This window comes from Chryseobacterium sp. MYb264 (genome assembly GCF_035974275.1).
In the GTDB taxonomy this organism is placed as follows: domain Bacteria; phylum Bacteroidota; class Bacteroidia; order Flavobacteriales; family Weeksellaceae; genus Chryseobacterium.
The window spans coordinates 2,633,340-2,646,667 of sequence record NZ_CP142422.1; the positions used below are offsets into that span (position 1 = coordinate 2,633,340).

Below are 13,328 nucleotides of genomic sequence, written 5' to 3' on the forward strand. Positions count from 1 at the left end.
TAAAAGTATAAATGTCAGCAATAAAAAACCTTCGTTTGAAAATATTTTTTCCAACCTTTTTATTGCTGATATTTTTTTCCTGTGAACAAAAGAAAGAAATTCCTGTAAAAGCAGCAGCAACTTCTAATGAGATTACCTTTGTCGGCTTTTCAAAAGTAGGCGGAAAAGGGGGAAATTACAGGACAATAAAAATCACGAAAGATTCTATTCAATTAGAACAAGGCAGCACTGTCACAAAAAAGCATAAGCAATGGGCTTCCTCCGTTACTCCTGATCATTGGAAGCTGCTTACCTCATCTTTTGACCTTACTACTTTAGATCATATTAAAAGCTCTGAAAGCGTACAGGCGCAAGACGGCATAGATGAAACCTTCCGGATAAAAACTACGAAAAAGTCTCATGTCTATGTCAATTCTTATCATGACAGCATTCATTATAAGCAATTTGAAAAATTTAAATCTCAATTAGATAAAATTCTACCAAAAGAATATAAATAACTCCTCATGCAAGAAAATTTTTCTCTAAAACCGTTTAACACTTTTGGTGTAGAAGCAAAGACCAAGTATTTCACTGAAGTTCATACTGTTGATGAATTAAAAATTGCAATTAACTTCTCAAAATCAAAAAATCTGCCACTGCTTTTTTTAGGAGGCGGAAGCAATATTCTGTTGACGAAAGATTTTGACGGACTTGCCGTAAAGTTACATTTAAAAGGTTTTACCGAAGAATTTATCGGGGAAAATACAATCTGGCTTACTGCAAAAGCGGGTGAAAACTGGCATGAATTCGTATTGTACTGTTTAAGTAAAAACTACGGAGGATTAGAAAACCTTTCTCTTATTCCGGGGAATGTAGGGACATCACCAATGCAGAATATCGGAGCGTACGGAACGGAGATCAAGGATATTTTTGTACAATGCCATGTACTGGATCTTCATACCTTGGAAGTTAAAAATTTTAACCTTGAGGAGTGTAAGTTTGGCTACAGGGATTCTATTTTCAAACAGGAAGGAAAAGGAAGATATGTAATTCTGGATGTTACCTTTAAACTAACAACTGAAAATCATCATATTAAAACCGAATATGGCGCCATACAATCTGAACTGGAAAAATCGGGTATTGAAAATCCTACGATTCAGGATGTTTCAAAAGCCGTAATTGCTATCCGACAAAGTAAACTTCCGGATCCTAAAGAAATTGGAAATGCAGGAAGCTTCTTTAAAAACCCCACCATTCCTTTACGTCAGTTCAAAGAATTACAGCAAAAATTCGAAAATATTCAGGGGTATCCGAATGGAGATTTTGTAAAAGTTCCTGCCGGATGGCTCATTGAGCAGTCAGGCTGGAAAGGAAAGCAGATCGGAAACGTGGCTTCTCACCAACTTCAGGCCTTAGTCATCGTGAACGCAACCGGAAATGCAACCGGAAAAGAAATTTTTGACTTTTCAACACAAATCATCCAATCGGTGAAAGAAAAGTACGGGATAGAACTTGAAAGAGAGGTGAATATTATATAGCACATAAAATATTTCTTTTAATTTCCATTCCTTTATTATTTTGGCAAAATCTTAAACTTTCTAAAAAAATTTCTTTGTATTCATTTCTAGTAAAAACATCCAGCCAACCTACAACAGCAAAACTTATGAAATATAATCCTTCAGGATTGTGAAACTTATAATTACGACTCATCAATCATGTTTTTATAAAGATAAAAAACTTTTTAAGAAATTATTGGATAATAAAAATGCCACACGAAAGCATTCGTACGACAGTGTGGGTATATTGGAGAGCATTAATAGGTGGTGAAACAACCATGTTTGAATACATTAATCAGTTACCCATCACCAGCGATGAATACCACTTGACAAGATATGCCATTTCTGATGGGGCATGGCATATATCTAACACTCTAATCTATTCTATATCAGGCGGAATTACACAGGAAAAAAAAGCAAATTCTAACATTATGGCAAACCAACCATCTTCAAAAGAGGTAATCGATACGGCTAACCAAAATGATTTATTCGTTTTCTTTAATAATTATAAAGATACTCAAGGTGAAATACATCTGGTCAATTTTCAAATGGCAGATCTGAAAAAATAATGAATCTAAACATTAAAGACAACAAAACTTCACAAAACTGGACATTCCCAGCACACTATCTTCCAGGAGTATACGCATATAAAGTTATATTCAATGATGGTACAATAAAATCAGGCAAAGTAATTAAAAAATAAATTCAACAAAATAAATACAATACAGCAGCGAATAATTTTGCTGCTTTTTGATTGAAATTAACTGAACACAACGAAGATTTATAAAATTTCAAGACCCGAAAAAGTCATATTCCATAGGCCTTTATAAAACTTTAACATAAAAAAAAATCACTAAACACTGAGGTAAAATCAAGTTATTTTTATGATTATTATAAGATATCCTTCGTTACCCCTCTTAAAATTAAATAATTCACTCTCATAAACCCATATTCTTCCATAATATCTAATATACCCTGAGTTCCAAAATTTAACAATATTATCTAAGTACTTACATATGAATTAGTTATTTTTGCACAAACTAATTTCATGACATACAACGATGCCTTAAGACATAAAAAACAATTCCTGAGAGACTCAAGTACCTTTACAAAATCATTGTATCACTGTTTGATTACGCCGGCTATTCCTGAAGAATCTCAAAAATACATCAGTCTATTTACCAGTTCGCCTTCTTCCTATATTGATGAAAGCTGCAAACTACACTGTACCAATGCTGAGTTCAAAGTAGTAGTATTACCAAAAAAAAATATTTCATCTGCCAATCAGACCAAAGAAGCAGAAATGAGCACTTTGGAACAACCATAATACGTACATGAAGATGATTATCCTTTTAACTACCCTGTTTTTTAAGGATAATCGGATCCAATACAAAACCTGGCGAGTAAGAGCAAAAAGTTTGTCAGCACCATATAGGCTTGAGCACCGTATTAGAAAACAAAACGAGAACAATTCGGATCAAGTACAAAGTTGGGGACTATGCAAAAAAGTTTAGATAATGCAGGATGAAATTTTTTGCTCTCGCAGATTTTGCAAATAATGCAGATTCTTTTCCTTACACTTTACATATTGAACACCAAAGTTTAAGCAATATAAAATCGGCATCATCATAAGTGAAAATCTGTGGGAAATAAAATTCGTGCATTTGTGGCCACAATATGCAGCCCTCCATTTTATCAAAGATAAAATCCTTGCGTCTTAAAAACATAAAGCATTAAAAAATATCTTTGCGCCTTTGCGAAAAACCAACAAGGAGAGCAACATCTGTAAAAATCTGCGCGATCTTTTGGAAATAAAAAATTCGTGCATTCGTGGCCATAATATGCATACCTCCATTTTATCAAAGATAAAATCCTTGCGCCTTAAAAACATAAAGCATTAAAAAATATCTTTGCGACTTTGCGAAAAGCCAACAGAGACAGCAGCATTTGTGATCTGTGGGAAATAAAAATATTCGTGCATTCGTGGCAAAAAATACATCTAAACAATTTCTCCCCAAGTTTTGAAACTGATTCAACAATTCTTCATTTTCTTTTTAACACGATTGATCGGTATGGATTTAGCTCTCATTTTAAATATTTCCGGTAACAACAGCATTCTACTCAGCAAATACCAGCAATACTTAAAGGCTTAATAATAAAATTCAAAGCCTTCCCCTTTGAATATAAGTCCGGAAATTTTTATGATGATGATGACAGGTTTGAAGTTTCACAAAACGAATTTCCTCCGATTCAGATTGAATTAATTTTATAATTGAGATAAAACTGTTCCAATTATAAAAGACCGTAAAAAATGAAGCTACCTTCTCGCCAAGTTTTGAGATTGAACCTGAATACCCCCTTCAAAGAATGCTTACATAAAGCAATCCAAAGGACTTTTTTTAAGATTCCGCTATAAAATTCCCTTCATTTATAAATTGTTTATATTAAATAGCAATCAAGTCTCATTTAATTACTAATTTAGATTTAAATATTAACATTTAACAATTGGTGAGACATGAAAATTGCTATTCTTGGAGCCGGAAATATGGGGCTTTCTTTCTCAAAATCTTTTCTGAAATATGAATTGGTAAAACCAGAAAACCTTCATTTAATTACAAGAAGTGAAGAAAAAATCTCCAAAATATCGTCTGAATTTCCACAGTCCCAAATTTCAACCTTTGAACAGGTAAAAGCTATTGATGCAGATCTTATCATCATTGCTGTAAAACCTCAGGACTTTAAGAAGATAGCTGAAAATATTCGTTTTTCTTTACAAGAAGATCAAATGGTTTTATCAATTATGGCGGGAATAAAGATTGAGAAAATTAAGAGGTTGCTTAACCACGCATTGGTGGTAAGAGCTATGCCCAACTCTCCTACTCTTTTGGGTATGGGTATTACAGGATACACTGCCGCAGAAGGTATTTCTTTCAATCGCCTGATCAATATCGAACGATTGCTCAACTCAACCGGGCGATCCGTTTATCTTGAAAATGAAGAATTGCTGGATGGTGTTACTGCCCTTTCAGGAAGCGGACCTGCCTATTTTTATTATATTGTTGATGCCATGATAAAAGCCGGTGTCGAGATGGGAATTGATGAGAATTTATCTAAACTTTTTGTGAAACAAACCATGCTGGGGGCTTATCATTTAATTAATAATTCTGAGAAAAACTTAGAAGAATTAATTAAAGACGTTGCCTCAAAAGGGGGAACCACAGAAGCTGCTTTAAAAACTTTTAATCAGAATAATTTTAAGGATATTTTAAAAGAAGGAATTCTTAATGCGGAAAAAAGAGCGAAGGAATTGAATGGATAACTGTTTGCAGCAGATCACTACTCATTAAGAGCTTTTGTCACCAGGCTCTCTTTCCATGGTATTTCTGAAATCGTTATTACAGCCCTTGGAGTCTATGTAAATATTAAACCGACTCTTTATCATTTAAAAAATAAATGCCGAAAATCTTCTCTCCAATAACCGTTTAACAAAATATCCAATACAAACCCCTGATGTATTTAGAATAATATCATCCACTTCAAAAATTCCCATCCTGGTAAAATACTGTAAAGCCTCTACAATAATAATAGCAGATAAAAAATGGAAGACTAATGTTGTCGGATCTTCAATTTTAGGAAAAATCCAGCCCAGAAATCCATAAGGAATAAACATCACAATATTCCCCAATATAATAGTAATAATCGTTTGAAGGCGGATCGTATTTTCAATAAACATTAAGGTGGAAAAAAAAGGTGTTAACCTGATTATATTATCGTCAAACTGAGTTCTGCCAAACCCCAGAAGCATGAGATACAGCAACAGCAAAGTGTAGGGAACGATTATGACTTTATAAATTTTCTTTATCATCAATTACAAAGATATTCATTTCAAAAACATTAAATTTGTGTGTTAAATCAATTTAATGAAGTACGTTTTACTTACGCTTATTTCAGCGATGTTATTATCCGTTTCGTGGCCCACTTACGGAATTCCGTTTTTTATATTCTTTGCTCTTGTTCCCTTATTAATGATGGAGCATGGGGTCTCAAAATTTTCAAATTACAACAGGAAAAGCTGGGTAGTTTTCGGGCTCTCCTATGTATGCTTTGTGATTTGGAATGTGGTAACTACCGGATGGCTGTATGGTTCCAAAAACCCGGATGGAAGCCATTCTCTTATGGCCGTATTATTTCCTGTTCTGGTTAATTCTTTCTTATATTCCTTAGTATTCCAGTGCTATCACTGGTATAAAAATGCACAAGGCACCTATTGGGGATTAGGATTTTTCATTGCTATCTGGATGAGTTTTGAAAAATTTCACCTCAACTGGGAGCTTACCTGGCCCTGGCTGAACTTAGGAAACGTATTTTCAGAATACCCAAAATTTGTGCAATGGTATGACACGCTGGGTGCCACAGGCGGAAGTTTCTGGATCCTGCTGGTTAACATTCTGATATTTTATATGGTGAGAACCTGGGAAGCCGGCAGGAAAAGAAAGGATCTGATTAAAAACAGCCTGATGGTATTAGGTTTAATTATCTTTCCTATGATAATTTCCTTTATTAAATACAATAACTTCAACGAAAAACCGGTCGGCCAGGTCAATGTACTGATGCTTCAGCCGGATCTTAATCCGTATGGAGAAAAATATTCCAAAGACAGTTTAACGATTTTAAATGACCTTTTAACACTTGCTGATAACAATGCGAAAGGAAAAATTGACTATTTTATTGCTCCCGAAACGGCAATTCCCGGAAGAGGATCAATTTCCGAAACGGCTTTTGAAAAGAGCCTGCTTTTAAACAACATCAAAAATTTTCTTTCAAAACATCCCGGCTCTGTTTTCGAAACAGGAATTTCTTCGCATAAATTCTATCTGAATAAAGAAAATTTACCCGCTGAAGCATATCAACTCAATCAGGGACTTTGGGTAGAAAGCTTCAACTCAGCAGTTCAGCTAATACCGGATCATAAAGTGGAGGTCTATCACAAAGGAAAGCTGGTACCGGGTGTTGAAATATTCCCCTATATGAGCGTTTTAAAACCACTTTTAGGAGATGCAATGCTTAATCTGGGCGGCACGGTAGCCTCACTGGGAACCGATAAAGAGCGCATTGCTTTTTCCAATCCTTATAACAAAGGAAAATATGCCCCGATTATCTGCTATGAAAGTATATATGGGGAATTCACGACAGATTATGTAAAAAAAGGAGCCAATTTTCTAGGAATTATGACTAACGATTCCTGGTGGGGCGTAACAGAAGGACATAAGCAACTTTTATCCTACGCCAGACTAAGGGCTATTGAAACAAGAAGAGAAATTGCAAGAGCTGCCAACAGTGGTATTTCAGCACATATCAATGCGAAAGGGGAGATTGTGGAGGATACCTTTTATGGAGATAAAACCGCACTATTTGCCAAAGTAAACCTGTATGAAGGGATGACCTTTTATGCGCGAGCCGGTGATTTGTTATCACGTTTTTCAATGTTTGCACTAGGCTTCTTAGTTTTCTATTATTTAATTAAAAGAGTTCAGAACAGAAAAAAGCAAGGCCAGACATCCTGATGAAAAAGAAGCGAAATATACGAATGGGGGCACTTTTTCTTTCCCGCAGATAGCAGGTTTTCGGAGACAATGTCACTTACTTGTACAGGTACACGTAAAAAGAACCAATTGATAAGAAGCTAAGGTTACCTCAAATACCAAAATTATCTCGCTGAAGCATTTTTTCTCTCAAAAAATAAAAATAGGCTGCCCTTTTGGACAGCCTATTATCTTTTTTATCTAAAATTTTAGTCTTATGCCAAAACTTCTTTTACTTTGTTTGCAGCTTCTTCTAAAGTAATTGCAGAGTGAATTGGTAATCCAGCCTCGTCAATTAATTTTTTAGCTTCTACAGCGTTAGTTCCCTGTAATCTTACGATCAATGGAACAGGAAGACTTCCCATTGCGTGGTAAGCATCTACAACACCCTGAGCAACTCTGTCACATCTTACGATACCTCCGAAGATATTGATCAAGATTGCTTTTACGTTTTGATCTCTAAGGATGATTTCGAAAGCAGTTTTTACTCTTGCAGCATCAGCAGTACCTCCAACGTCCAGGAAGTTTGCAGGGTTACCACCAGATAATTTGATGATATCCATAGTTGCCATTGCAAGACCAGCTCCGTTTACCATACAAGCAACGTTACCATCTAGTTTTACGAAGTTAAGACCAGCTTCACCAGCTTCAACATCCAAAGGATCTTCTTCTCTTGTATCTCTAAGCTCAGCAAGATCTTTGTGACGGAACAATGAGTTACCATCCAAAGTTACTTTAGCATCTACAGCGATAATTTTGTTATCAGAAGTCTTCAACACAGGGTTGATTTCGAAAAGAGAAGCATCGATACCTACATAAGCATTGTAAAGAGATGAGATAAATTTCACAAATTCTTTGAATGCATTCCCTTCAAGACCTAGGTTGAAAGCAATTTTTCTAGCCTGGAAACCCTGAAGACCCAAAGCAGGATCAATTAATTCATTGTGGATCAAGTGAGGAGTTACTTCCGCAACGTGCTCAATATCCATACCACCTTCAGTAGAATATACAATCGTATTTTTACCTTCAGCTCTGTCTAAAAGAATAGAAACATAAAATTCTTTAGTTTCAGTTTCACCAGGATAATATACATCCTCTGCAACCAATACAGAATTTACCAGCTTACCTTCAGCAGAAGTTTGTGGAGTTACCAACTGCATTCCGATGATGTTCTGAGCGTTTTCCTTAAGTTTATCCATGTTTGGAGAGAACTTTACACCACCACCTTTACCACGACCACCTGCGTGGATCTGAGCCTTTACTACCCACCCTTGAGCGCCAGTTTCAGCAGTTAGTTTTTCAGCAGCTGCTACAGCCTCGTCTACGTTATTGGCAACGTAACCACGTTGGATAGCTACTCCGTACTTTGATAAAATCTCTTTTGATTGATACTCGTGAAGATTCATATTATTTTTATTATTTTATTTTAATAGTTAAAGGTTGACAAATTTACTAAAAATGAACAAGGTTAAAAAGAAAATTATAGAACTTTTAACGCATTCATTCAGTTTCATCTTAATCTTATCCAAATTCCAAACACCGAATCGGTGAATAACGCCGTAAAGATGGTAAAAAACCTTGAATAACAGCTTATATTCTAATCACATTTTAATAGCATTCTAATCTAGATAAGAATAATCCCCAATCTCATATTTTATCTTTGTACCGCCGAAAAAACCACGGATCTTTTCAGAATTTCAGACAATTCAGAGATCACTAAAATCGGTATTCACACCTACCATTCACAAAATAGCAATGAAGTATTTAAAAACATTTAAACTTACAACATAAGAAAATGGAAATAACTGCTAATGAACAGGGAAAAAGATTGATCCACTACATTACAAAAGAGAAAAAAGACGTTACCAACATTTATTTTTATGCTATTCTGAACGGGCTTGTCTCGCTAAGCATTCCTTTGGGGATACAGTCTATCGTAAGCTTCGTAATGGGTGCCACCATGGCTACTTCAATTTATATCCTCATATTTTTTGTCGTTATCGGAACATGGCTTGTCGGCTATTTCAGATTAAAAGTAATTGAGATCATCGAGAAAATACAGCAGAAAATATATGTTGAGTTTTCAATGGCCATTGCAGAAAAAATACCCAGACTCAATCTTTCCTACACCAGAAAATATTACCTTCCGGAATTGGTTAACCGTTTTTTTGATATTCAAAACCTTCAGAAAGGCGTTTCTAAAATTTTACTGGAAATTCCGACTGCTCTGATCCAGATTTTCTTCGGAATCTTATTACTTTCCTTTTATCACCCCTGGTTTTTGGCATTTGGAGCTTTAGTTGTGATTTGCGTGATCATCATTTTCCGATACACCATGGAAAGTGGCATTAAATCCAGCATTGAAGAAAGCAACAAAAAATACGACACCGCTGCATGGATCGAAGATATTGCCGGATCAGTAAAAACATTTAAAATGCATTCTGAAAGCGGAGCCCATATCAAAGGGACAGACGACCGTGTTGTGGAATACCTTAATCACAGAACTTCGCATTTTAAAGTTTTGGTCTTTCAATATAAAACCATTATTGCTTTTAAAGTGATTATTACGTTGGCGATGCTTGCAATTGGAACCTATTTATTGATTAATCAAAAATTAAATATCGGTGCTTTTATTGCCACAGAAATTGTTGTATTAAGTATTATGGCTGCCGTTGAAAAACTAATTGTAAGCCTTGAAAGTTATTATGACCTGATTGCTTCTTTCGCTAAACTTTCGAAAATTACCGACCTTAAAGAAGAAAAAGATGGCGAAATTGTTCTTTCTCAAAAAGAAAAAGGAACCGAAATTGAGTTTAAAAATGTAAACTTTTCTTTCAACGACAGCACGCCTATTCTTTCGAATCTTAATTTTAAAATAAAGGAAAACAGCATCACGGTTTTAACCGGAAAATTAGGAACCGGAAAATCTCTTTTGCTGAATATGATCGCCGGATTTTTTGAACCCAGTTCTGGAACTATTCTTTTTGATAAAATTCCGTTACAGAATATTGATAAACAGAAGATGCGAAATTCTATCGGATTGCATCTTGAAAATATGAAAGTCATTCAAGGCACTGTAAAGGAAAATATTCTCCTGGGAAACACTGTGAGTACAACAGAAGATATCATTGAGCTTTCCGAACATATAGGTATTGAAAATATTTCAAGTATTTTCAGCAGCGGTTTCCTTACAGAAATAAGTGAAACAGACTCCGAAATCACCTTTAGTTCAAAGAAAAAAATATTGCTTCTCCGAGCGCTTTTAGGAGAAAAAACACTCATTATTTTAGAAAATCCCTTTGCGGGGTTACAGCCGGAACATCAGGAAAAAATGATGAAATACCTTCAGATGAAAAAAGAAAAAACGACGATTATTCTGGTCTCTCAGGATAAAAACTTGTTGGAGATCGCAGATCAGCATATTCACATGGAGGACGGTACTTTAAAAATTCTATCATAAAATTTCGCACAATGAAACTACAGTCATTCGACAAAATATATCATATTCATAAAAAATCGAGGGTCAAAAGATGGTTTTTATTCATTTTTATCGGTGGAATTATCACTTTATTTCTTCCCTGGACTCAGAATATAAAAGTAAAAGGCAATGTAAGTTCGCTTTATCAGGAACAGAGACCTCAACAGCTTAACTCCCCTATTCCCGGCAGAATTACCAAATGGAACGTGAAAAACGGAGATTACGTAAAAAAAGGAGACACTTTGCTTCAGCTTTCAGAAATAAAAGATGATTATTTAGATCCGCTTTTGGTGCAAAGAACACAGGAGCAGGTCAACGCAAAAAAAGGTGTTCGGGATTATTATGAAGCCAAAGTGGGAACTGCAAAAAGTCAACTTGAGGCTTTGAATGCTGCGAGAGATTTAAAATTAAATCAGTTAAAAATAAAAATCAGTCAGCTGAACAACAAACTTACCGGTGAAGAAGCAGAACTGGAAGCTATTAAAAACGAACTGAAACTTTCCGAAGACCAATTTGCCCGACAGAAAAAAATGTATGATGAAGGGTTGGTTTCTCTTACGCAGTTTCAGCAGAGAAGTATTTCTTATCAAAATGCAGTGGCTAAAAAAACCTCTTCGGAAAATAAAGTCGCTCAAACGCGTCAGGAAATTGTAAATGTGGGCATCGAGCAAAACTCAGTTATTCAGGATTACACGGAAAAACTGAGTAAAATTGAAGGTGAAAGATTCCAAAGTATGGGACAAATCGAAGGCAGCGACGGGGATATTGCTAAACTTGAAAATCAGGTCGCTAATTATAAGGCACGACAAGGTTTATACTTTATTATTGCATCTCAGGACGGACAAATTGTTCAGCTAAATAAAGCCGGAATCGGAGAAATTCTGAAAGACGGTGAAAATATCGGAACTATTGTACCAACCGTTGTAGATCATGCGGTGGAAATTTATATCAAACCTGTTGATCTTCCTTTGGTAAAAGAAGGTCAGCGTGTGATGTGTACTTTCGATGGTTTTCCGGCGATCGTATTTTCGGGATGGCCCAATTCAAGCTACGGAACATTTGCTGGAAAAGTAATTGCAGTAGAAAGCAATATCAGTGTGAATGGCCTTTTCAAAGCTTTAGTGATTGAGGATAAAAATGAAAAACAATGGCCGCCCAAGATCAAAATGGGAACCGGAGTGCAAGGGATTGCTATTCTGAATGACGTCCCGATCTGGTATGAATTATGGCGAAACATCAACGGTTTTCCACCAGATTATTATGAAGTAAAAAATGAAAAAGCAGGCAAAGATGAAAAGGCAAAATAAAATTATTTTCACCCTTCTTTTATTCTTTTTTCAATATAGTTTTGCGCAGGATTCACTGAAGATTTCGGCGCAGGAATTTATTTCAGTGGTTAAAAATTATCATCCGTTGGCCCTAAAGTATCAGCTTCAAAATAAAATGGCAGAAGCTGAAATTACCCGGGCAAGAGGAAGTTTTGATCCTGTCGTCGGTGGAAAACTGGGAGAAAAGAATATTGACGGCACAAAATATTACGAACAGAAAAATGTAGAATTGGGAATTCCAACGTGGTATGGGATTGAAGTAACCGGAAGCTATAATTATCTTAATGGCGAAAAATTGAATTCCAGTGATACCAAAGGCGGATTGTATCAAATGGGAATTACGGTTCCTTTGGCTAAAAATCTTCTGTATGATAAACGAAGAGCGGTTCTGGATCAGGCAAAATTTGCACAGAAAATGACCGAAGCCGAGCAGGCGGTGCTTACCAATGATCTTCTTCTGGAAGCCGAAAATATGTATTTGGAATGGGTACAGCATTATGAAATCTATCAGCTGAAGTCTAAAATTGTCGACATCAATAAAGAACGTCTGAAACTAACAAGAAAAACTTTTGAATACGGAGAAAGACCCGCCATAGATACGGTTGAAGCCGTTTCTCAACTCCAGAGTTTTGAGCTTCAGCAGAGAGATGCTTATCTTAATTTTGTAAAAAGTACACAGCAGCTTCAGGTATTTTTATGGAAAGACGGACAGGAATTATATGAAATCTCGCAGCCTCTTTTTCCATCAGATCATCTTGCAGATCATGTGGCCTATTCTGATTTTGAATTTCTTTTGCAGGAGTTTGGAAATAGGGAAACAAGCCGTCATTTATCAATTTTATATTACAATCAGAAAAATAATATTCTCGAAAGCGAACGAAAGCTGAAGTGGCAGAGTTTTCTTCCCAAACTGGATTTCACCTATAATTTTTTCAATAAAGAAAATTACCGTGCAGACTATCTTCCGCTTTTTGACAATAATTTTCAATATGGCTTAAAGCTTGAAATCCCGATATTCCAAAGGGAGGCAAGAGCAAATTATCAGATAGCCAAAATTAAAATCAATCAGAACCAACTGGATACTCAGCTGAAAATACGAGAACTCGACACCAAAATTGAGACTTATAAAAATGAACTCATCAATTATCATCTGCAAATTGATCTATCTGAAAATAATCTTACCAATTATCAAAGGCTTTTGTATGCAGAAGAAACCAAATACAGCAATGGGGAAAGCTCACTTTTCCTTATCAATTCAAGAGAAAATAAAGTGATTGATGCGCAGGAAAAATTTATTTCCATTAAAACTAAATTTCTGAAAAGCTTTAATAAACTGAAGTGGATGAAAGAGAATTTTTCATTGTAAAATTATCATTCAGAAAAAACTCTCGCAGATTTAGCAAAT

General features: G+C 35.5%; 12 protein-coding genes. 9 read left to right on the plus strand and 3 right to left on the minus strand.

Annotation, left to right across the window (positions count from 1 at the left end):
• Window positions 1–11 precede the first annotated feature (11 nt).
• Together VUJ46_RS11245 and murB are read left to right on the plus strand one after the other, a co-directional pair.
• Window positions 12–497: a hypothetical protein gene (locus VUJ46_RS11245; RefSeq protein ID WP_326980887.1), complete on the plus strand. Its 486-nt coding sequence runs from the start codon at window positions 12–14 to the stop codon at window positions 495–497.
• A 6-nt stretch (window positions 498–503) separates the two neighbouring features.
• Window positions 504–1,517 carry a UDP-N-acetylmuramate dehydrogenase gene (gene murB / locus VUJ46_RS11250; protein WP_326980888.1) on the plus strand — a complete coding sequence of 338 codons (1,014 nt, stop codon included), beginning with the start codon at window positions 504–506 and terminating at the stop codon, window positions 1,515–1,517.
• Here the strand turns inward: murB and VUJ46_RS11255 are convergent.
• On the minus strand, window positions 1,510–1,689 hold the full coding sequence (locus VUJ46_RS11255; RefSeq protein WP_326980889.1) for a hypothetical protein: 180 nt from the start codon (window positions 1,687–1,689) through the stop codon (window positions 1,510–1,512). The genes murB and VUJ46_RS11255 overlap by 8 nt on opposite strands.
• Before the next feature lie 55 nt (window positions 1,690–1,744).
• Between VUJ46_RS11255 and VUJ46_RS11260 the strand changes: the two genes are divergently transcribed.
• The 3 genes from VUJ46_RS11260 (at window position 1,745) to proC (ending at window position 4,854) form a co-directional block, all read left to right on the plus strand.
• Window positions 1,745–2,104, plus strand: coding sequence for a hypothetical protein (locus VUJ46_RS11260; protein ID WP_326980890.1), 360 nt, complete (start codon window positions 1,745–1,747; stop codon window positions 2,102–2,104).
• Window positions 2,105–2,583: 479 nt separating this feature from the next.
• A complete protein-coding gene (locus tag VUJ46_RS11265) occupies window positions 2,584–2,862 on the plus strand; it encodes a hypothetical protein (protein WP_326980891.1) in 279 nt (92 codons plus the stop codon).
• Window positions 2,863–4,050: 1,188 nt separating this feature from the next.
• The gene (gene proC / locus VUJ46_RS11270; RefSeq protein WP_326980892.1) at window positions 4,051–4,854 is read left to right on the plus strand and encodes a pyrroline-5-carboxylate reductase; all 804 of its coding nucleotides are present in this window, start codon (window positions 4,051–4,053) and stop codon (window positions 4,852–4,854) included.
• A 123-nt stretch (window positions 4,855–4,977) separates the two neighbouring features.
• Here proC and VUJ46_RS11275 read toward each other — a convergent pair whose 3' ends face one another.
• Entirely contained in the window at window positions 4,978–5,400 is a 423-nt protein-coding gene (locus tag VUJ46_RS11275; protein WP_326980893.1) for a VanZ family protein, read from the minus strand.
• Window positions 5,401–5,455: 55 nt separating this feature from the next.
• Here VUJ46_RS11275 and lnt point away from each other — a divergent pair, with 55 nt between their 5' ends.
• Window positions 5,456–7,099, plus strand: coding sequence for an apolipoprotein N-acyltransferase (gene lnt, locus VUJ46_RS11280; protein WP_326980894.1), 1,644 nt, complete (start codon window positions 5,456–5,458; stop codon window positions 7,097–7,099).
• A gap of 233 nt (window positions 7,100–7,332) precedes the next feature.
• Here the strand turns inward: lnt and sucC are convergent, their stop codons facing one another.
• Window positions 7,333–8,523 carry an ADP-forming succinate--CoA ligase subunit beta gene (gene sucC / locus VUJ46_RS11285; protein WP_267402013.1) on the minus strand — a complete coding sequence of 397 codons (1,191 nt, stop codon included), beginning with the start codon at window positions 8,521–8,523 and terminating at the stop codon, window positions 7,333–7,335.
• A 389-nt stretch (window positions 8,524–8,912) separates the two neighbouring features.
• On the opposite strand from sucC, the gene VUJ46_RS11290 reads away from it, so the two are divergent.
• From VUJ46_RS11290 to VUJ46_RS11300, 3 genes are read left to right on the plus strand one after another with little or no spacing between them, the layout of a single operon-like run.
• Complete coding sequence (locus tag VUJ46_RS11290; protein WP_326980895.1) at window positions 8,913–10,577, plus strand: peptidase domain-containing ABC transporter; 1,665 nt, start codon at window positions 8,913–8,915, stop codon at window positions 10,575–10,577.
• An 11-nt stretch (window positions 10,578–10,588) separates the two neighbouring features.
• Window positions 10,589–11,902 (plus strand): HlyD family secretion protein, encoded by a 1,314-nt coding sequence (locus tag VUJ46_RS11295; protein WP_326980896.1) that lies wholly within the window; start codon window positions 10,589–10,591, stop codon window positions 11,900–11,902.
• Entirely contained in the window at window positions 11,868–13,289 is a 1,422-nt protein-coding gene (locus VUJ46_RS11300; protein WP_326980897.1) for a TolC family protein, read from the plus strand. The genes VUJ46_RS11295 and VUJ46_RS11300 overlap by 35 nt, the downstream gene beginning before the upstream one ends.
• Window positions 13,290–13,328 lie beyond the last annotated feature (39 nt).

Coding starts and splice junctions, on each gene's coding strand:
- VUJ46_RS11245 (WP_326980887.1), top strand. CDS start 12: ATGTCAGCAATAAAAAACCTTCGTTTGAAAATATTTTTTCCAACCTTT.
- murB (WP_326980888.1), top strand. CDS start 504: ATGCAAGAAAATTTTTCTCTAAAACCGTTTAACACTTTTGGTGTAGAA.
- VUJ46_RS11255 (WP_326980889.1), bottom strand. CDS start 1,689: ATGAGTCGTAATTATAAGTTTCACAATCCTGAAGGATTATATTTCATA.
- VUJ46_RS11260 (WP_326980890.1), top strand. CDS start 1,745: ATGCCACACGAAAGCATTCGTACGACAGTGTGGGTATATTGGAGAGCA.
- VUJ46_RS11265 (WP_326980891.1), top strand. CDS start 2,584: ATGACATACAACGATGCCTTAAGACATAAAAAACAATTCCTGAGAGAC.
- proC (WP_326980892.1), top strand. CDS start 4,051: ATGAAAATTGCTATTCTTGGAGCCGGAAATATGGGGCTTTCTTTCTCA.
- VUJ46_RS11275 (WP_326980893.1), bottom strand. CDS start 5,400: ATGATAAAGAAAATTTATAAAGTCATAATCGTTCCCTACACTTTGCTG.
- lnt (WP_326980894.1), top strand. CDS start 5,456: ATGAAGTACGTTTTACTTACGCTTATTTCAGCGATGTTATTATCCGTT.
- sucC (WP_267402013.1), bottom strand. CDS start 8,523: ATGAATCTTCACGAGTATCAATCAAAAGAGATTTTATCAAAGTACGGA.
- VUJ46_RS11290 (WP_326980895.1), top strand. CDS start 8,913: ATGGAAATAACTGCTAATGAACAGGGAAAAAGATTGATCCACTACATT.
- VUJ46_RS11295 (WP_326980896.1), top strand. CDS start 10,589: ATGAAACTACAGTCATTCGACAAAATATATCATATTCATAAAAAATCG.
- VUJ46_RS11300 (WP_326980897.1), top strand. CDS start 11,868: ATGAAAAAGCAGGCAAAGATGAAAAGGCAAAATAAAATTATTTTCACC.